The following is a 19083-nucleotide window of genomic DNA, read 5'->3' as shown; positions in this document are numbered from 1 at the left end:
CGCCATCTTCCGCTTCGAGTCGGTTGGAGATTGCCTGCGGGGCCGGATCGCGGCAAGCGCCAAGGCGCCGGCCGGACCCGAAATCGAAAAAGCCGCAAGCCTCGCAAAAGCCTTGCGGCAGGAAAGCTTACCAGGCGCCGGTATTGCCCATGGAAGCCCAGGGTTCGGCGGCCGGAAGGGGGCTGCCTTTCTGCAGGATTTCGATCGAGATGCCGTCCGGAGAGCGCACGAAGGCCATGTTTCCGTCGCGCGGCGGCCGGTTGATGGTGATGCCGTTGTCCATCAGATTCTGGCAAGTGGCGTAGATGTTGTCGACCTCATAAGCGAGGTGGCCGAAATTGCGTCCTCCGCTATAATCTTCCGTATCCCAGTTGTAGGTAAGCTCGAGACAGGGAGCCTTTTCGTTGCGCGCACGGTCGAGATCGTCGCGGGCGGCCAGGAAAACCAGGGTGAAGCGGCCCTTCTCGTTTTCGTGTCGGCGGATCTCCTCCAGCCCGAACAACGTCGTATAAAAGGCGAGCGAAGCATCCAGGTCTTTGACGCGAACCATCGTGTGGAGATAACGCATTCTATCTACTCCTTTATTGGGGCTGGCTTTTTCAGCGAGCCGAGGTCAGCTTCGGGCAAGTCATCTTTATAGAATGTGCAGCTGGGAATAACTGAAAACTAGGACTTGCGCTTATCCGTTACCAAGATGTTAATCTTGATTTCAAGAATCAGTTAACCGTAACAGTGTGACGCGTATTCGAGGGGCTGGCGAAATGGCTGATAGGATTTCATCGAACGAATACTCCGACCTCGACGAGCTATCGGGAGAGGCGGTCGATCTTGTTGAAATCACCGGCGTCGTCAAGTGGTTCGACGTCGCCAAGGGTTTCGGCTTCATCGTGCCAGACAACGGCATGCAGGATGTTCTTCTGCATGTGACCTGCCTGCGCCGCGACGGTTACCAGACGATCCTCGAGGGAACGCGCATCGTCGCTCTCGTTCAGCGCCGCGAACGCGGTTACCAGGCCTTCAAGATCCTCTCGATGGATCAGTCGACGGCGGTTCATCCCTCGCAGCTGCCGCCGGTGCGCACACATGTGCAGGTCACCGCGACGAGTGGGCTCGAGCGTGCGCTCGTCAAGTGGTTCAACCGCACCAAGGGCTTCGGCTTTCTGACGCGCGGCGAGGGGACGGAAGACATCTTCGTGCACATGGAGACGCTTCGCCGCTTCGGCCTGACGGAGTTGCGCCCCGGCCAGGTCGTTCTCGTCCGCTTCGGCGACGGCGAAAAAGGCCTGATGGCTGCAGAAATCCATCCAGACGTTCCGAGTCCGGCAAGCCGGTCGCACTGATATGCGCGGCTTCGTCCTGTTTCACGCGATCAGAAGCGCCATCCTGGCGCTTTTTTTCATGGTTGCGCTGCCCGCCTTGGCTGAGGAGCAGGTGCGCTTCGAAAAGGAGCCGCTGCTCATCCAGAACGTCGCGGGCAAGATGCTGCATTTTACCGTCGAGATCGCCACGACCGAGGAACAGCGTGCCCGCGGGTTGATGTTCCGCAAGACGATGGCTGACGATGCCGGCATGATCTTCGATTTCGGCCAATCGCGGCGCGTTGCCATGTGGATGGAAAACACCATACTGCCGCTCGACATGCTCTTTGCAGACGACACCGGTACGATCCGCCACATCAAGGAAAACGCCAAGCCCTATTCGCGCGACATCATCGATTCGATGGGTGAGGTGAAATATGTCGTCGAACTCAACGCCGGCATCGTCGCCAAGCTCGGAATCAAGCCGGGCGACAAGATCGTGAGCGCCACGACGACAAGCAAGGCGAAGTGACGGCCGGATGCAATCGGCATACGAGCGATCGCGCGGATCTCAATGAATTCAGAAATATCGGGATATTGAATGGTCGGAGTGGAGAGATTCGAACTCCCGACCCTCTGGTCCCAAACCAGATGCGCTACCAGACTGCGCTACACTCCGTGCCGTGAATGGCAGGGGGAATACACGGTTCACTCCACCGTCGCAACCCCATAATCCAGTCGTTGCAGGAGATTATGTGGATACTTCCAAAAAACGTGATGTGCCGCCGGTTTGCCCTGCCGGGCGCAACTGGACGCGAGAACAAGCGCTGCTCAGCCCTGGCCGAGCAGGCCGACATATTGGGCGTAGCTGATGGCCATGTAGAAGAAAGCCGTAATGCCCGCCCCGATCACAATGGCATTGAACTCTGCCGAACGTCTCATCATGACTGCAAATCCACTAAACCTGATTGGGCCGTAAACTAGTGCCGAGCGCCGTATGCGGCAATCAGGTTGCAATCACAAGATGAGACAATCGGTAATATTGCGCAACCCAACCGAAAATCCCTTATATTTCAAACTGCGGTAAAGCTGGCGGGGCAGGGTATATCCACAGCCGCGTCGGTCATCGATATCCCTGTTCCCTTGATGTCGCTCGCTCCGGGCATGGAGCCGGCAACGACCGCATGCACCGCCTTTTTTCTTGAAAAGCGGGGGATTCGCGGATAAGCAAAACTCATCTCTTTGCTTTATCCCATCATGATGCAGCAAAGGCCCGGTGACGGGATTGAGATCATATATTCGGAGACTGCAGTCATGTCCGCCAAGATTTATCGTCCCGCCAAGACCGCCATGCAGTCGGGCAAGGCCAAGACTCATCTCTGGGTGCTCGAATTCGATCAGGAGTCGCCGCGCAAGATCGATCCGATCATGGGCTACACCTCCTCCGGCGACATGCGCCAGCAGGTGAAGCTCACTTTCGAAACGCAGGCACTCGCCGAAGCCTATGCCCAGCGCAACGGCATCGAATACCGTGTCATCGCGCCGAAGGATCCGGTCCGCCAGGTTGTCGCCTATCCGGATAATTTCCGCTATACCCGCACGCAGCCCTGGACGCACTGACATTTCTCGTCCACATATGCCGCATCCGGCCGCGCTTCTTGGGTGCGGCCAGCAGACGGCCCCTTAGCTCAGCTGGATAGAGCACCTGCCTTCTAAGCAGGTTGTCGCAGGTTCGATTCCTGCAGGGGTCGCCACAAATTCAGTGCCTTGAAGCCGCCCCGTGACCAGCGCGAGGAGGTCTGGTCACGGGGCGCTTACATTTCGATCGCCGTCCAGCCAATCCAGCATACGGCGGCGAACGGGCGTCCCACCTTGATCACCAGCAACCTTCCGTTCGACGAATGGACGGAGACCTTGGGATCCGAGTGCCTGACCGGCGCTCTGCTGGGCCGCATCACCCACCACGTCAACATCCTCGAGATGAATCGCGACAGCTATCGCCTCGTAAGCCGCGCCACGAAAGGCCGGCTGACACCCGTCGAAAAACGCAGCGCGCGGATGATCCCCCCGGTGAGGCTAAGCCCTCCCGGCGGGATCATCCGCGCGCTGTCAGCACGATTGTTGCGGCGATCGGACGACCGCCGCAACTGACATAGTTACAGGATCAAATCGCCTGCCCCCAGTTGGACGTGGCCATGCAGCTGAACCTGGAAGTCGCGAACGCCGTCGCCGTTCAGGTCGCCCTGGATAACGGTAGCATCAGCCTTGTCTTCATAGTGCCAAGTGAGCGCGCCAGCCTTATGGTCGAAGGAGGCATTCTCCTGTGCCAGGAAATGGAAGGCTCCATTGCCCAGCGCAGAGCCATTCGCATCCATCGCCGAGAGGTCGATCTTATCGACGCCGTGCTGGAAGTCGGTGATGATGTCGCGGTTCGAGCCGGACGCGGATTCCGTCGCTGCTTTGAAGACAAACGTATCCGAGCTGAGGCCACCGGTCATGATGTCCTTTCCGGAACCACCAATGAGGACGTCCGCGCCGTCGCCGCCGTTCAGCTTGTCCGCGCCGGCGCCGCCGTCCAGCTTGTCCGCGCCAGCCCCGCCATTGAGAACGTTGCCGCCGTTATTGCCGCCGGTCAGCACGTCGTCGTAGCTGGAGCCAGTCAAGTTTTCGATGCTGACGATCTTGTCACCGGTGGCATGCCCGCCCGATGCGGCCCCAGTCGCCAAGTTGACGTTGACCCCGCTGGAGGAGCCCTCATAGCTGGCCGTGTCGTTGCCATAACCGCCGTCGAGCACGTCCGCGCCGGCGCCGCCCTTCAACACGTCATTACCGGCGAGACCCTTGAAGGTTTCGTTGCCGCCGTTGGACTGACCGGTGTGTGGCATGATGTCGTTGCCGTTGGTGCCGGTATATACCGTCGGCGTGGTTGGCGTTCCCGGTTGTGTCGGCGTGGTCGGCGTTCCCGGATTCGTCGGTGTGGTCGGCGTACCCGGATTCGTCGGCGTAGTTGGCGTTCCCGGTGCCGCGCTGGAGCCGGATTCGTAGGCACCGGCATCGACAGTTCCAACGACGCGAGTGTGGCCGTCCAGATCGACCGAGGCGACGCCGTACTGGCTGGTTCCGTGGTCGATCGCCAGCGAGCCGGAGGCGAGGTGGAAGTTGTCGCTCGCTGCCCCCAGGAATTTCGGATCGACGCCGAGCTGGTTGCCGTTCGCTGCGCTCGGCATCGCGTTGCCGCCGTCGGTCTTGACCGATGCCTGGCCGGCCGTGCCGTTGTAGGTGACGTTGTTGGCCCAGACGACGTTGGCGTTGGTGTAGCCACCGTACGACGTGTTATCGACTGCGGTGTTGTTCTTGTTCACCGATGGGTCCGCTACGGCGACGTTGTTGACCCAGGTGTTGTTGCTCGACTGCGCGTTGCTGAGTTCGCCGCGCCAAGTGCCGTCGTTCAGCAGGTCCTGATTGTTGTGGTATGCTGTGTTGTTCTGCACCGTGACGGAGTCGCTCCAGGTAACTTGGATGCCTTTGCTGCCGTTCTCATAGACGAGGTTGTTGTCGACCAGGGTCTTAAACGTGTAGTTCGGATGACCGCTCGTCTGCGTGCTCTGGAAATCGTCGATGATGATGCCGTTGCCATCGGTGTGCGCACCCGACTTCGTGACGTTGTCGTGCGAGATGTTGTTCCGGATGATGTTGCGGAAGCTGCCATCGTCCGGCGCCCCGGTGATGTTCCGGTTCTGGTAGAGAGAGATGCCTGAAAACCAGCCGGAACTCGCATTTTTGTAAGTCTCGTTCCCTTCGATCGTGATGAAGTCGGATCCCGCGAAGGCGATGCCGGACGCACCGTTGTCGTGGGAAACGTTATTGGCGATCCTCACATGGTGGACGCCATCACCAACAATGCCGTGCGAATCGCTCCCGTAGACCTCGAAGCCCTCGACCGCCACATAGTTAGCAGTGATGTTGATACCATTTGCGCCGCCCGATGCTGAGTGGATCACCGCTCCACCCGGTACCTCCGACCGCAAGGTAATGTAGCCGGCGGCGGAACCATCCTTGTACATGTTCACCGACTCATTATAGACGCCGGCGCGCACCACAACCTCGTCGCCGGGCTTAAGGTCCGCCGCCATTGCCTCGCTGATCGTGTGAAAAGGAGACGAGGCACTGCCGTTACCGCTGCCACTGCTGCTCGCCGATACGTAGTATGTCGTCATGGTCTTGTTCCTCAACCTTAGCGTTGTCTTTACCAATTACCATTTTTAGTTAATCAGTCGTTACGGCGGCGGGTTATAAGGCGACGTTTTGGAGGGCGCAACAGCAACGCGACAGTAAGTGCTTGAGAATCATAGCCATATTGCTGCCACATTATCCAAATCGATCTGAAGTTACGTTTTGAAATACTTGGTGAATTTCGAGTCGCCCAAAATGGGGCAATATATATATCTCGCATGCCGCGAATTATTCTTTCTGCAACTACAGAGATATGCATCCATTGAAAACATTAGAAAAACTGATGGGCGTGACTGGAATCTTCCCACCAAAGAGCGGAATCGACATTTTTTTCTGAATTCAGCAATTTTTGGATAGATTTTGCCGGATGTGGACAACAATTTAGCTCGCATGGCACCGGCGATGGTCGCTGATTCGACCTCGTTCTGCAGCCGGCAGTCCTGGTGGAAGATCAATGGAAGCGGTCGCTTTGCCGCCCTGGAGACCCGCCTACTGGTCGATTGCAACGACGATGCGATCCGACAAGAATGCAATTCAGCCGTCTCCCAGAGCCGTCGTCGATACGACCTACAACGGTAACGACGTACCTAAGGCATGAATGACAGCCGCGTGCCGAACGGGTCACCGACGGCTTGCAAGTACGAGACCGCCGACGAGCGATCCTGTCTTAACGGCCTTGGAAAATCTTGATGATTTTCGGAATAAAGCGGTGTTGTTTGACGTCGACGACATCGTCATAGGTTATGCGGCCGGAAACAATGGCTGCAACAAATCCGCTGGAAAGGCCGGCCACGAAAATGTGGGCAAGCCGGAACTAGGAACGCTTTGCTGGGCAACGCATTCGTCAAAGCGATGCCGGAGAATGCGTTGCATTCCCCGCTGACAGAAACGATCGGCTGCTCTTATCAGCGATCCAGGAAGTGATCGAAGTAGACCTTGGGGATCGGATAGGCGTAGACCCCTCTGTCAAGGAAGCTTTGCCTGGAGAGGCAGCTTCTGAGAGCCGTGTTGTACAGCAGGCTCTGCGAGTCCGGCGAGCCTCTGCGCCAGGAACTTGCCTCCGGCAGGCAGTGCTGAAGCGCTTTATCGTATCGCGCCAGCAGAACCGGATCGGTATCGACCCGAATGCCGCCATGATAGGATTGATAGTTCGAGGGGGCTTCCGCCGCCGAAATGCAGCCTACACTCAGTACAAGACCTACTACCGCCATCAATCTCATTGGATGCAAATCTCCCATGGTCGATTATCCGAAGTAATCGATGCGAGATTATTGCTTCCCGCGCCTTCAGGCAAGCGGCCCCCGTGACTTCACAGAGCCGGCAGAGTTGGCGCTCGCGGTAGCACATCCGTCGCCTGGGCGCTCAAGAAGCCATGTCGCGAAACGCCTACGTTAGAGCCTTTCCGGATTAGATTGAAGCATTCTGTTGGCTCAAACGGAGTCGAATGGTCGACCGGCCGGCGCGCGTCGTAGCCCAGCTCTACGGCCAAGCCGGCCGGTCGATCAGGCGGCCCGTTTCAGCCAACCCGAAGGGCCGGGCATATTTCCGCCAGGATCAGAGGCGATCCGCTCGGACGTGCCTTGGGGTATGCCCGTCGCCAACCGCCTCTGCCCTGACGAAAATCTGCTCCGGCAGAATGCTTCAATCTAACCCGGAAAGGCTCTAGCGCCCAGAAGCGGCGATGCGATCCAGTTCGATCAATTTAGGAGATCAGCGGGAACCTTGCCGCCGTTTTCCGAAAGCCGCTTCATCAGCGCCTTGTGCAGCCACATATTCATTTTCGCGGAGTCGTTGGTGTCGCCGGTATAACCGAGTTCAGCGGCGAGCTCCTTGCGTTCGGCCAGGCTCGCATCCATCCCGACGGCTTTCATCAGGTCCACGATCGAGTGACGCCAGTCGAGTTTCTGGCCGTTCTTCTTCACGGCCGCGTCGAGGATAGGGACGATATCGACGGTCGTCGGCTTGCTCTGAGCGGGAGAAGCCGGGGGCGCCGGGCTGGGCGCTGCCGATGGGGAGACCGGAGCCTGTGCGGGCTCTGTCTTCGGCGCGCTTGTCGCAACGGGTTCGGCTGCTTTTGCTTCTCCGAAGATTGCATGTTTGATCTTGTCGAAAATGCCCATGCGTTAACCTCCAATTCCGTAGATGAGAACATGCTGAAACATGGAGTTCGCCGCAGGCATATCCAGACGGGCAAGGGGGTATTTTTACTCTTCAATCAAGGATAGTAAAACCAGGATCCCTTGGCAGAGCGATCGGCCTGGTGCCCGCTTTTGGTACAGTCGGCCCGCCTCCTACTCATATGGCGTTAAGCATGAATCATTATTGTCGGTGGCAACGCCGCTTGCGGCGCGGCGAAGGGAAACATTCGCAAGTCCATAACGTTGCCTTGCATGAGCGTCCTGCAGGTGCAGGCGCCCAATCGATCGAAGGCACGCGCGTTCCTCGATTTTCTGCCGGGACCGGTCGTTCGGCCCGTGGAAACGGAGGAAAATCATGACTCATAAGCACCTTGGACTGCCGCTTGTCCTGTTCGCATCCTGTGCTGTCCTTGCCATGCCGGTAGGCCAGGCATGGGCGATCGACGTCGGCGTGACGGCGAATGCAGGCAATACCGTCAGCGCCAATGCTGGAGCTTCGCTCGGTGGCGGAGGCGGTGTTGATGCAACAGCAAAGGCATCCGTCGGCGGCTCGAATGGCGTCAATGCGGATGCAACTGCCAATGCCGGCAACCGTCGAGGCGTCGATGCCCATCTCAATGCTGGTGTCGGCGAGAGCAATGGCCTCGGCGCAAACGCCAATGCCAGGCTCGGCGGCGGGCGCGGAACCAATGCCGATATCAACGCACGCACCGGCGGCTTCCGCGGGATCGATACCAAAGCCACGGCTTCAGTTGGCGGCATCAACGCCAATCTAGCCGTCGGCCGCGTGAGCGGACAGGGCGCTACGGCGGCTGCGCCGGACGCCACCGCCGATGCGGCTGAGGCTCGCACCCTCGATGCCTTCCGCAGCATGCCTGCCGATCAACGGCGCAAGATCCTCATTCGTTGCGTCGATGTTTCCGCCTCGGGCGGCTCCGATGCCGGTCTTGCCGGTCTCTGCCAGCTCCTGCGGATAACGGCCTCCCGTTAAATATCAAAAACCCGCCGAGCCAGGCTCGGCGGGTCTTCAACAAGCTCGCTTCGCTCTCTTAGTGCAGGATCTGGCTGAGGAACAGCTTGGTGCGTTCGTGCTGCGGATTGTCGAAGAACTCGGCCGGTGAATTCTGTTCGACGATCTGGCCCTGGTCCATGAAGATGACGCGGTTGGCGACCTGGCGGGCAAAGCCCATTTCATGAGTCACGCAGAGCATGGTCATGCCTTCTTCGGCAAGGCCCACCATGGTGTCGAGCACTTCCTTGATCATTTCGGGGTCAAGCGCCGAAGTCGGCTCGTCGAACAGCATGATCTTCGGGTTCATGCAGAGCGAGCGGGCAATCGCCACGCGCTGCTGCTGGCCGCCGGAAAGCTGGCCCGGATATTTGTTGGCCTGTTCCGGGATCTTGACGCGCTTCAGGAAGTGCATGGCGATCTCTTCCGCCTGCTTCTTCGGCATCTTGCGCACCCAGATCGGCGCCAGCGTGCAGTTTTCGAGGATCGTCAGATGCGGGAAGAGGTTGAAGTGCTGGAACACCATGCCGACTTCGCGCCTGACCTCGTCGATCTTCTTGAGATCGTTGGTCAGCTCGGTGCCGTCGACGATGATCTGGCCCTTCTGATGTTCCTCCAGGCGGTTGATGCAGCGGATCATCGTCGATTTGCCCGAGCCCGACGGGCCGGCGATGACGATGCGCTCGCCGCGCATGACCTTGAGGTTGATATCGCGCAGCACGTGGAAATCGCCGTACCACTTGTTCATGTTGATGATCTCGACCGCCACTTCCGTTGTGGAAACGGTGAGCTTTTTCGCTGGAGCTTCAGCCATGTTATTTTCCCTCATTCTTATCGTTTTGGCGTTCTTATCGTTTGTGGCCGGTATCGAGATGGCGTTCCACGAAGCTTGAATAGCGCGACATGCCGAAGCAGAACAGCCAGAAGGTAAAGCCGGCGAAGATCAGGCCGGTGAGCGGCGTGACGGCACTGGCCCAGTAAGCGTCGCTGAAATTCAGGCGGACGATGCCGAGCAGATCGAACATGCCGATGATCGAGACCAGCGACGTGTCCTTGAACGTTCCGATGAATGTATTGACGATGCTCGGTATGACAAGCTTGATGGCCTGCGGCAGGATGACCAGCCGCATCTTTTGCCAGTAGCTGAGACCGAGCGAATCGGCGCCCTCGAACTGGCCCTTCGGGATAGCCTGCAGGCCGCCACGGATAACCTCCGCCATATAGGCCGAGGTAAAGATCGCAACGCCGATCAGCGCCCGCAGCAGTTTGTCGACATTCCAGCCGGTCGGCAGGAACAGCGGCAGCATGACGCTTGCCATGAACAGCACGGCGATCAGGGGAATGCCGCGGATGATTTCGATGAAGGCAATGCAGACGGTGCGGATGATCGGCATGTTCGAGCGCCGCCCGAGCGCCAGGATGACGCCGAAGGGAAGCGAGACGGCGATGCCGACGAAGGAGAGAACCAGCGTCACCATCAGGCCGCCCCAGAGCGAGGTTTCGACCGGCTCGAGCCCGAAGCCGCCGCAGAGCAGCCAGAAGGACAGAATAGGCAGGGCAATGAACAGCAGGATGGCGTTCAGCCCCTTGCGCGGGGCGCGGGGGATCAGCATCGGCGTCATCAGCGCGATGAAGAGGATGCCGACGATCGTCGGCCGCCAGCGCTCTGCGAGCGGATAACGGCCGTAGACGAATTGGTCGAACTTGGCGTTGACGAAGGCCCAGCAGGCGCCGCTCCAGCCATCCGGCTGGATGCCGCCCTGCACTGTTGTGGCACAGAATGTTCGGTCCGGGCCGCTCCAGACGGCCTGGATGAACAGCCAGTTGATCATATGCGGCAAGACCCAGGCGAGAACGGCGAGCGCAAGCACCGTCATCACTATGTCCCTGGGTGTTGCAAGCAGGTTCTTGCGGACCCAGGCAACCGCGCCCCTTTCGCCGGGCGGGGCTGGTTCCGGTGCCAGTATGGTGGTTCTGACGAAGGATTGGTTGGATACAGACATCTTATCGCTCCACCAGGGCCATTTTGGCGTTGAACCAGTTCATGAAGAGCGATGTCACGATGCTGAGCAGCAGATAGGCGATAACCACGAGGAACATCAGTTCAACGGCCTGACCGGTCTGGTTGAGAATTGTGCCGCTGACGGCGAAGTAATCGGCGAAACCGATGGCGATCGCCAGCGAGGAATTCTTCGTCAGGTTCAGATATTGGCTCGTCAGTGGCGGAATGATGATGCGCAGTGCCTGTGGCACTACAACGAGGCGCGTGATGCTCGATGGATGCAGGCCGAGTGCGCCTGCCGCTTCCGACTGGCCCTTCGGCACGCCGCGAATGCCGCTACGCACGATCTCGGCGATGAACGAGGCGGTATAGAAGGAGAGGGCCAGGAAGAGCGACATGAACTCCGGACCGACGACGCTGCCGCCGGTCAGGTTGAACTTGCCGGCGACCGGCATGTCGAACGACAGCGGCAGGCCGCTCAGCAGGAAGGCGAGGATCGGAAGCCCGACGATCAGGCCGACCGACGCCCAGATCGTGTGGAACTGCTTGCCCGTTGCCGCCTGGCGCTTATGCGCCCAGCGCGCAGTGAAGACGGTGGCGATGATCCCGATCAACAATGCGATGCCTACGGCCCACATGCCGGTCTCGAAAATCGGCTTGGGGAAGGCGAGGCCGCGATTGTTAAGGAACATGTTAAGCGGCAGGTGCAGTGAATCGCGCGGCTGCGGCAGCACGGCGAGAACGCCGGAATACCAGAAGAAGATGACGAGCAGCGGCGGGATGTTGCGGAACACCTCGACATAGACGGTGCAGAGCTTGGCGATCAGCCAGTTGTGCGACAGCCGGCCGATGCCGATGATGAAGCCGATGATCGTTGCCGTGATGATGCCGGTGACGGCGACCAGGACCGTGTTCAGGATCCCGACGAGCAGTGCGCGTCCGTAGGTGGAATCGCTCGAATAGCCGATCAGCGATTGGCCGATCTCGAAGCCGGCGCGTCCGCGCAGGAAGGCGAAGCCGGATGCCGTGTTGCTGCGGGCGAGGTTTACCGCCGTATTGTGCGTGACCCATATGGTCAGCACGGCAATCACCACGACGGTTACGATCTGGAAGAAGATGCCCCGAATTTTCGGGTCGTACATGGCTGAGCTCAAGCTCCAGCCGGTATCGTAAGGTACAGAAGCCTCTTGCGTCATACCGCGCCATTCCCCTGTGAGCCCGTTTTTGGGCTTTTCTTTTTTGGAAGAGGAAAGGCGTTTTACCGCCTTTCCCGGCTTTTCAAGCGGTGCGCAATCAGCGAACCGGCGGAGCGTACTGGATGCCGCCCTTGTTCCAGAGAGCGTTGAGGCCGCGCTGGATCTTCAGCGGGCTGCCCTGGCCGATGTTACGTTCGAAGACCTCGCCGTAATTGCCGACGTTCTTGACGATGTTATAGGCCCAGTCATTGGTCAGGCCGAGGTCGGTGCCGATCTTGGTGTCAGCCTCGCTGCCGAGGAAGCGCTTGATGTCGGGGTTCGGCGAGTTCTTCATCTCGTCGACATTCGCCTGGGTGATGCCGAACTCTTCGGCGTTGATCAGCGCATAGGCCGTCCACGACACGATGTCGAACCACTGGTCGTCACCCTGGCGGACTGCCGGGCCGAGCGGCTCCTTGGAGATGATCTCTGGAAGGACGACGTGCTCGTCGGGGTTCTTCAGCGTCAGGCGCAGCGAATAAAGGCCGGACTGGCCGGTCGTGTAGACGTCGCAACGACCGGAATCATAGGCGGCGTTGACTTCTTCGAGCTTCTCGAAGACGACCGGATTGTACTGAAGGTTGTTCGCCTTGAAATAGTCGGCGAGGTTCAGTTCGGTGGTCGTGCCCGATTGTACGCAGATGGCGGCGCCCGAGAGTTCCAGTGCCGACTTCACGTTCAGGCTCTTGCGAACCATGAAGCCCTGACCGTCGTAATAGGTGACCGGGCGGAAGTTGAAGCCGAGCGCGGTATCGCGGTTGATCGACCAGGTGGTGTTGCGCGACAGGATATCGATTTCGCCGGACTGCAGTGCCGGGAAACGATCCTTTGCCGATAGGGGCGTGTATTTCACCTTGGTCGGATCGCCGAAGACGGCGGAAGCGACGGCCTTGCAGAAGTCGACGTCGAAGCCGGCCCAATTGCCGGAAGCATCAGGCTGTGCGAAACCCAGAAGGCCGGTATTGACGCCGCATTGCACGAAACCCTTCGCCTTGACGTCTCCGAGAGTTGTGGCCGAGGCGGCCGAGGCGCCAAGTGCCAAAACTGCTGCGCCGAGAGCGGCGGACAGAAGCTTGTTCTTCATTTTTTCCCAACCTTTTCCGTTGTCTTATATTTTCTTGTGGGGAGTTCCGGCGGAAAAACCTGCCGCCCCCATGTCCCTCGACACCCTCCCGGCGCGAGTAGGTCTATCACAGTCGCAAATGTCACTATGGTCAAGTGTCGCCATCAATAATTGCGGCAAAATTCAGCATTTTGGTAGATTGGGCTGCATTCATGGGCGATTGGCTATGAAATAGGCGTCCAGTTGCGGAAAAATAACGCGAAAATCGAAAAATCCATCGTCCCCGACGTCACCGGCAACCAGCCTTCAAGGGGTTGACCGGAAACGGCGAGGCGTCCAAAGGTTTGGTTTCGCGACCCTTCGCCAAAGGCTATTTCCGACATGAAAGACAAAGACAGCTTGCTGCAGAATGCCGGCATCAACACCCGCCTGACCCATATCGGCAATGACCCGTTCGACTATCACGGCTTTGTCAACCCGCCGGTCGTGCATGCTTCAACGGTGCTGTTTCCGAATGCGCGGACGATGGAGACGCACGCGCAGAAATATACATACGGGACGCGCGGCACACCGACCACGGACGCGCTCTGCGAGGCGATCGATGCACTCGAAGGTTCGGCCGGCACGATCCTCGTGCCCTCGGGGCTGGCGGCCGTCACCATTCCGTTCCTGGGTTTCGTTGCCGCCGGCGATCATGCGCTCGTCGTCGATTCGGTTTACGGCCCGACGCGCCATTTCTGCGATACAATGCTGAAGCGTCTCGGCGTCGAGGTGGAGTATTACGATCCGGCGATCGGCGCCGGCATCGAGACGCTGTTCCGGCCGAACACGAAGCTCGTCCACACCGAGGCTCCCGGCTCCAATACTTTCGAAATGCAGGATATTCCGGCGATCTCGGCGGTTGCGCACCGCCACGGCGCCGTCGTCATGATGGACAATACCTGGGCGACGCCGCTCTATTTCAGGCCGCTCGATCACGGAGTCGACATCTCCATACACGCGTCGACGAAATATCCCTCCGGCCATTCCGATATCCTGCTCGGGACGGCTTCGGCCAATGCCGAGCACTGGCCGAGGTTGAAGGACGCCAACGGTGCGCTCGGCATCTGCGGCGCACCCGACGATGCCTACCAGATCCTGCGCGGACTGCGCACCATGGGGCTGCGCCTCGAGCGACACTACGAAAGCGCGCTTCATATTGCGGAATGGCTGGAGGGCAGGGAGGATGTCGCCCGCGTGCTGCACCCGGCTCTTCCGAGTTTTCCCTCTCACGCCATCTGGAAACGCGATTTCAAGGGCGCGAGCGGCATCTTTTCCTTTGTGCTTGCCGCAGACCAGCCCGAGAAATTCAAGGCAAAGGCGCATGCCTTCCTCGACGCGCTCCGGATTTTCGGTCTCGGCTATTCCTGGGGCGGCTTTGAAAGCCTCGCGCTGCACGCCAATCTCAATGACCGCAAGGTTGCCAAGGCCCCGACTGAGGGCCCGGTCATCCGCCTGCAGATCGGCATCGAGGATGTGGCCGACCTCAAGGCCGATATCGAGCGCGGTTTTGCAGCTGCAAGTCTCGCCTGAGAAGGGAGGCGTCGCCTGTCGCATCTTACGGCAGATGGACGGCGCGATAGCCGTAGATCCAGTCGAGATCCGCCGCGAGACTTTGCGGCGGCTTGAGGCCGAGCACGAGATCGCGGCCGATCCGGATCGGTCCCTTCGCATGATAGGCGAACCGGTTGAAGGCGCCGCGCTGGCGGAGCCTTGCAATGCGTGGCGCGCGATGTCTTTCGAAGAGCGCCAACGCTTCCGCAACGGGACGATCGGAAAGAAATGCGGCAAGCTCGTAGGCGTCTTCGATCGCCATGGCCGCTCCCTGTGCGGCAAAGGGCATCATCGCATGTGCAGCGTCGCCGATCAGAACCGTCTTGCGGCCGTCCTGCCACGCGCCTGCAGTGGTTTCAAACAGCGGCCAGAACGTCAATTTCCCCTGTCTTTCGAACAATGAGAGGATCGCGGCGTTCCAGCCGGAAAGGCGCGCCCGCAACTGCGCGCGCTGCGCTTCCGTCGGTTCGCTTTGCCAGGCCTGCGGCGCAAGGTTGCCGGCGGTGATCGCCACCATGTTGAAGCTGCGGGTCTCTTTCAACGGATAGGAGACGAGATGCGCCGCCCCGCCGAGGAAGGCGGAAACGCTTGCCCGGTCGAGAAAACCGGGCGCCTCGTCTTCGGCAATGGTGAAGCGGTAGGCGACATTGCCGGAAAAGCGCGGCGAGGGGCTGCCGGAAATGGATGGCCGGAGCTTCGACCACACGCCGTCCGCCCCGATGACGAGATCGGCGGCGCGCTCGAATGACGGCAGGCTCGTCTCCATCCGTACGCCGAGATGAAGCCGGCAGAGCGGATCGGCCTCGACGGCGGCCAGAAGGGCCTTCTGCAACGTGGTGCGATGCAGGACGCCATAGGGAGCGCCCCAGCGCTCGCGCGCGAAATTGCCTGCCGGAACGGCCGCGAGCTGGCGGAGCGAACTGCCCGATATCAGCCCGATCGCGTCCGGTTCCAGCCAGACTTTCGAAAGCCCTTCCAGGATGCCGAGTTCGGCAAGGATGCGGGAGGCGTTCGGCGATACCTGCAATCCGGCGCCGACTTCGGTGAGTTCGCCCGCCTGCTCGAAGATATCAGAGCTGATGCCACGCCGCGAAAGCGAAAGGGCAGCGGTCAGCCCTGATATCCCGGCGCCAATGATGGCGGCATGTTCGACCGGCATTGTCCGTCCGATCCCGAGTTGGACGGGTCAGGCCGCCTTTACGTGGAAAACGCAGCCGGCCGGATTGGTCTGGCTCGGCTTGAGCGCGGAATTGAAGCGATAGAGCGTCGAGCAGTAGGAGCAGACTTTCTCGTTGTCGTCGCCCATGTCGATGAAGATGTGCGGATGGTCGAAGGGAGCCGAAGCGCCGGTGCACATGAATTCCTTGACGCCGACCTCGATGACGCGGTGACCGCCGTCGTTCTGGAAGTGGGGAATGTTGTGGCCGGCCATGTCGCTCTCCGAATGCTTTGAAACGTGCGCGGACCTTATAAGCCTTCGTCGCAAATGTGTAGAGCCAAAGCGCTGTGCCAGCCACAGTTTTTGGCTTCACGCTGACAGGCGCCTCGATTATGGTCGCGCCAAAAAGGAAGGTCCGATGAACCTGAATACGCCTGCATTTTCAAGCTTCACCCATGACGGATTGCGGCTTGCCTTTTTCGACGAGGGCGACCCGTCCGGTGTGCCAGTGCTGTTGATCCACGGCTTTGCCTCGACGGCAAACGTCAACTGGGTGCATCCGGGTTGGCTGAAGACGCTGGGTGATGCCGGTTATCGGGTGATCGCCATCGACAATCGCGGCCACGGCGCAAGCGACAAGCCGCACGATGCGCAAGCCTATCGTCCTTGGGTCATGGCCGGCGATGCAATAGCGCTGCTCGACCATCTCGGCATCCCGGAAGCCAATGTCATGGGCTATTCCATGGGCGCGCGCATTTCCGTCTTTGCAGCGCTCGCCAATCCGCATCGCGTCCGTTCGCTGGTGCTCGGCGGCCTCGGCATCGGCATGACCGATGGCGTCGGCGACTGGGATCCGATTGCCGATGCGCTGCTCGCTCCCTCGCTCGATGAGGTGACGCATGCCCGCGGCCGCATGTTCCGTGCCTTCGCAGAGCAGACGAAGAGTGACCGCATCGCCCTTGCCGACTGCATCCACGGCTCGCGCGATCTTGTCGCCCGCTCGGATATGGGCAAACTCGACATGCCGACGCTGATCGGTGTCGGCACCAAGGACGATATTGCCGGCTCGCCGCAGGAATTGGCGGCGCTGATGCCCAATGCCGAAGCTCTCGATATTCCGGGCCGCGATCACATGCTCGCGGTCGGCGACAAGGTTTTCAAGCAGGCGGTGCTGGCCTTCTATGCGAGGGTCGCCAAGCGGTGACATCATCGTGAAGCCGAAAAGCCATGCTAAAAAACCATGGCGATGGCACCCATTTATGTTATTGGCGTTTTCCTCTATATATCGGCATTCCGAAAACGGCATTCCTGAAGGCAGCGAGGAGAGCGGCGATGGTCGCAAAGACAGACATTCGTGCTTTTGAGACAGGCCATCCCGTGAAGGTGATGGATCCCATCTGGGACAGCCTGCGCGAGGAAGCAAGGATCGCAGCCGAAAGTGACCCGGTTCTCGCCGCCTTCCTCTACTCGACGGTGATCAACTACCATTCGCTCGAGGAATGCGTCATTCATCGCATCTGCGAACGTCTCGACCATCCAGATATGCAGGCGAACCTGCTTCGCCAGACCTTCGAGGAAATGCTCTTCGACTGGCCGGAGTGGGGCTCGATCCTGCGCGTCGACATCCAGGCCATCTACGACCGTGATCCCGCCTGCCTGCGTTTCATGGAGGCGGTGCTCTATTTCAAGGGCTTCCATGCGCTGCAGACGCATCGTCTGGCCCATTGGCTGCTGAACCGCGGCCGGCGTGATTTCGCGCTCTATCTGCAGAGCCGCTCCTCCAGCGTCTTCCAGACCGACATCAATCCGGCCGCCCGCATCGGCAAAGGCATCTTCCTTGATCATGCGACCGGCCTCGTCGTCGGCGAGACGGCCGTTATCGGCGACAACGTCTCGATCCTGCACGGGGTCACGCTCGGCGGCACCGGCAAGGAGGGCGCCGACCGCCATCCGAAGATCGGCAGCGGCGTCATGATCGGCGCCGGCGCGAAGATTCTCGGCAATATCGAAATCGGCTACTGCTCGCGCGTCGCCGCCGGTTCCGTCGTCCTGAAGGCGGTGCCGCCCAAGAAGACGGTCGCGGGCGTTCCGGCCAAGGTTGTTGGCGAGGCTGGTTGTTCCGAGCCGTCGCGCAATATGGACCAGGTCATCGGCGCCGATATCTGAGCGCCTGTTGGAAGAGGGTAGGAGAAGTCGGCAGGATTGGAGCGGGGACAGCTGTTCCAAGCGGCAACTCTGCCTTTACACCGCTGCTTTTGCTGTGCAAGAAGCGGCTCATCAAGACCGTTCACGGAGATGACAGAGTGAAGCCAGAAGAAATCAAGAAGCTCGACGCCTATTTCAAACGCATGTTCAACCCACAGATCATCGTGAAGGCGCGTCCGCGCAAGAATGATTCTGCGGAAGTCTACCTCGGCGAAGAATTTCTGGGCGTCGTCTATATCGATGACGAGGACGGCGATCGCTCCTACAACTTTTCGATGGCGATCCTCGACGTCGATCTTTGATCGTCCTCGAAAGCTCCAAGAGGACCGGGCGGCGCGATTCGCCCGGTCTTTTTTTGTTTTTTCGCTCCCGGGCCAAAATTTTTTTAAATCTTCCGGTTGTGGCATTGTGATATATATTAGCAAAATCAATTAAAGACGTACGTGCCCCGGCGCGCATGCTTTGTTATATAATTGTAATGCAACCAATGGGTGTTTTGCGGCGCACAAGACTACTTGACTATTTGTGCGTTGCAGCTACCCTGCCGCCACCAACAGCCCCAACGGAGGACGGCCATGTTCAACTTTGACGATGCCAACAAGAAGAGCAAGGAAGCCGTCGACACGGCGCTGAGAACCTATTCCGACACAGCCAAGGGCTTTCAGGCGATCGCCGCCGAAGCCGCTGAATATTCGAAGAAATCCTTTCAGGACGCGGTGACGCATTTCGAAACGCTGGCCGGCGCCAAGAGTTTTGAGGCGGCCTTCGAGCTGCAGACCAGCTACGTAAAGTCGTATTTCGAAGGCTTCGTCTCCGAAACGACGAAGCTCGGCGAGATGTATGCCGATCTCGCCAAGTCCGCCTACAAGCCCTACGAGGCTCCGATCGCTGCTGCCGTCTCCAAGGCGCCGAAATCGGCGCAGCCGGCGGCATCCGTCGCCGCATAAGGCGATTTCGACAGCGCAACCTGCGCTACATATTGAAAAATAGGGACCGGCTACGCATCTGTGGCCGGTCTTTTTTGTTTCCGCTTTTGCTGCAACGCCTGCATGGGATTGGCCAGGGACTTTTTTGGTCTTTCCCGTGAATGCCGGGCATTTCTTGATTGCAGTGTCTGACAGGGGGCTTAAAATCAGCCTATTATGAAC

Annotated in this window: 19 protein-coding genes, 2 tRNA genes and 1 pseudogene; 11 read left to right on the top strand and 11 right to left on the bottom strand. The window is 59.4% G+C overall.

From position 1 onward, the window contains the following. Positions 1-127: 127 nt before the first annotated feature. Positions 128-568: a lactoylglutathione lyase gene (gloA, locus tag EFD55_RS10225; RefSeq protein WP_125844874.1), complete on the bottom strand. Its 441-nt coding sequence runs from the start codon at positions 566-568 to the stop codon at positions 128-130. 193 nt (positions 569-761) lie between these two features. Between gloA and EFD55_RS10220 the strand changes: the two genes are divergently transcribed. Both EFD55_RS10220 and EFD55_RS10215 read left to right on the top strand, forming a co-directional pair. Next, positions 762-1340 (top strand): cold-shock protein, encoded by a 579-nt coding sequence (locus EFD55_RS10220; RefSeq protein ID WP_125844872.1) that lies wholly within the window; start codon positions 762-764, stop codon positions 1338-1340. Between the two features lies 1 nt (position 1341). Continuing rightward, a complete protein-coding gene (locus tag EFD55_RS10215) occupies positions 1342-1830 on the top strand; it encodes a DUF192 domain-containing protein (RefSeq protein ID WP_125844870.1) in 489 nt (162 codons plus the stop codon). A 70-nt stretch (positions 1831-1900) separates the two neighbouring features. Here the strand turns inward: EFD55_RS10215 and EFD55_RS10210 are convergent. After that, positions 1901-1977, bottom strand: a tRNA-Pro gene (locus EFD55_RS10210). A 635-nt stretch (positions 1978-2612) separates the two neighbouring features. Between EFD55_RS10210 and EFD55_RS10205 the strand changes: the two genes are divergently transcribed. From EFD55_RS10205 to EFD55_RS34305, 3 genes and pseudogenes are all read left to right on the top strand, one after another. Next, a complete protein-coding gene (locus EFD55_RS10205) occupies positions 2613-2918 on the top strand; it encodes an ETC complex I subunit (protein WP_125844868.1) in 306 nt (101 codons plus the stop codon). Positions 2919-2975: 57 nt separating this feature from the next. Next, positions 2976-3052: transfer RNA gene (locus EFD55_RS10200), tRNA-Arg, on the top strand. 115 nt (positions 3053-3167) lie between these two features. Then, positions 3168-3320, top strand: a pseudogene (locus tag EFD55_RS34305) (ATP-binding protein); the annotation flags it as partial. A 134-nt stretch (positions 3321-3454) separates the two neighbouring features. Here the strand turns inward: EFD55_RS34305 and EFD55_RS10190 are convergent. The 3 genes from EFD55_RS10190 to EFD55_RS10170 form a co-directional block, all read right to left on the bottom strand. Beyond that, on the bottom strand, positions 3455-5515 hold the full coding sequence (locus EFD55_RS10190; RefSeq protein WP_125844866.1) for a M10 family metallopeptidase C-terminal domain-containing protein: 2061 nt from the start codon (positions 5513-5515) through the stop codon (positions 3455-3457). A 921-nt stretch (positions 5516-6436) separates the two neighbouring features. Beyond that, complete coding sequence (locus EFD55_RS10185; protein ID WP_125844864.1) at positions 6437-6751, bottom strand: hypothetical protein; 315 nt, start codon at positions 6749-6751, stop codon at positions 6437-6439. Between the two features lie 477 nt (positions 6752-7228). Next, positions 7229-7651 carry a DUF3597 domain-containing protein gene (locus EFD55_RS10170; RefSeq protein ID WP_125844862.1) on the bottom strand — a complete coding sequence of 141 codons (423 nt, stop codon included), beginning with the start codon at positions 7649-7651 and terminating at the stop codon, positions 7229-7231. Between the two features lie 373 nt (positions 7652-8024). Here EFD55_RS10170 and EFD55_RS10165 point away from each other — a divergent pair, with 373 nt between their 5' ends. After that, entirely contained in the window at positions 8025-8660 is a 636-nt protein-coding gene (locus tag EFD55_RS10165) for a hypothetical protein (RefSeq protein WP_165504807.1), read from the top strand. Between the two features lie 58 nt (positions 8661-8718). Here the strand turns inward: EFD55_RS10165 and EFD55_RS10160 are convergent, their stop codons facing one another. From EFD55_RS10160 to EFD55_RS10145, 4 genes are all read right to left on the bottom strand, one after another. After that, on the bottom strand, positions 8719-9492 hold the full coding sequence (locus EFD55_RS10160) for an amino acid ABC transporter ATP-binding protein (protein ID WP_125844860.1): 774 nt from the start codon (positions 9490-9492) through the stop codon (positions 8719-8721). A gap of 34 nt (positions 9493-9526) precedes the next feature. Beyond that, positions 9527-10681, bottom strand: a complete 1155-nt coding sequence (locus EFD55_RS10155; protein WP_125844858.1) for an amino acid ABC transporter permease — start codon at positions 10679-10681, stop codon at positions 9527-9529. A 1-nt stretch (position 10682) separates the two neighbouring features. Further along, positions 10683-11876, bottom strand: coding sequence for an amino acid ABC transporter permease (locus EFD55_RS10150; RefSeq protein ID WP_125844856.1), 1194 nt, complete (start codon positions 11874-11876; stop codon positions 10683-10685). A 97-nt stretch (positions 11877-11973) separates the two neighbouring features. Next, entirely contained in the window at positions 11974-12999 is a 1026-nt protein-coding gene (locus EFD55_RS10145; RefSeq protein WP_125844854.1) for an amino acid ABC transporter substrate-binding protein, read from the bottom strand. 360 nt (positions 13000-13359) lie between these two features. Here EFD55_RS10145 and EFD55_RS10140 point away from each other — a divergent pair, with 360 nt between their 5' ends. Then, the gene (locus EFD55_RS10140) at positions 13360-14550 is read left to right on the top strand and encodes a cystathionine beta-lyase (protein WP_125844852.1); all 1191 of its coding nucleotides are present in this window, start codon (positions 13360-13362) and stop codon (positions 14548-14550) included. Between the two features lie 25 nt (positions 14551-14575). Here EFD55_RS10140 and EFD55_RS10135 read toward each other — a convergent pair whose 3' ends face one another. Both EFD55_RS10135 and EFD55_RS10130 read right to left on the bottom strand, forming a co-directional pair. Beyond that, on the bottom strand, positions 14576-15730 hold the full coding sequence (locus tag EFD55_RS10135) for an FAD-dependent monooxygenase (RefSeq protein WP_125844850.1): 1155 nt from the start codon (positions 15728-15730) through the stop codon (positions 14576-14578). A gap of 27 nt (positions 15731-15757) precedes the next feature. Next, positions 15758-16003 carry a zinc-finger domain-containing protein gene (locus EFD55_RS10130; RefSeq protein WP_003539274.1) on the bottom strand — a complete coding sequence of 82 codons (246 nt, stop codon included), beginning with the start codon at positions 16001-16003 and terminating at the stop codon, positions 15758-15760. A gap of 145 nt (positions 16004-16148) precedes the next feature. Here EFD55_RS10130 and EFD55_RS10125 point away from each other — a divergent pair, with 145 nt between their 5' ends. The 4 genes from EFD55_RS10125 to EFD55_RS10110 all read left to right on the top strand — a co-directional run bounded on the left by EFD55_RS10125 (position 16149) and on the right by EFD55_RS10110 (position 18882). Then, the gene (locus tag EFD55_RS10125) at positions 16149-16934 is read left to right on the top strand and encodes an alpha/beta fold hydrolase (protein WP_125844848.1); all 786 of its coding nucleotides are present in this window, start codon (positions 16149-16151) and stop codon (positions 16932-16934) included. Positions 16935-17062: 128 nt separating this feature from the next. After that, positions 17063-17896: a serine O-acetyltransferase gene (gene cysE / locus EFD55_RS10120; protein ID WP_125844846.1), complete on the top strand. Its 834-nt coding sequence runs from the start codon at positions 17063-17065 to the stop codon at positions 17894-17896. Between the two features lie 137 nt (positions 17897-18033). After that, on the top strand, positions 18034-18237 hold the full coding sequence (locus tag EFD55_RS10115) for a DUF3126 family protein (protein ID WP_010021897.1): 204 nt from the start codon (positions 18034-18036) through the stop codon (positions 18235-18237). A gap of 273 nt (positions 18238-18510) precedes the next feature. Next, positions 18511-18882 carry a phasin family protein gene (locus tag EFD55_RS10110; RefSeq protein ID WP_125844844.1) on the top strand — a complete coding sequence of 124 codons (372 nt, stop codon included), beginning with the start codon at positions 18511-18513 and terminating at the stop codon, positions 18880-18882. The last annotated feature ends 201 nt before the right edge of the window (positions 18883-19083 follow it).

This window comes from Rhizobium pisi (assembly GCF_003938655.1).
GTDB classification, from domain to species: Bacteria; Pseudomonadota; Alphaproteobacteria; order Rhizobiales; family Rhizobiaceae; genus Rhizobium; species Rhizobium pisi.
Note: the sequence above shows the minus strand (reverse complement) of the source record. Positions and strands in the feature narration are given on the sequence as shown.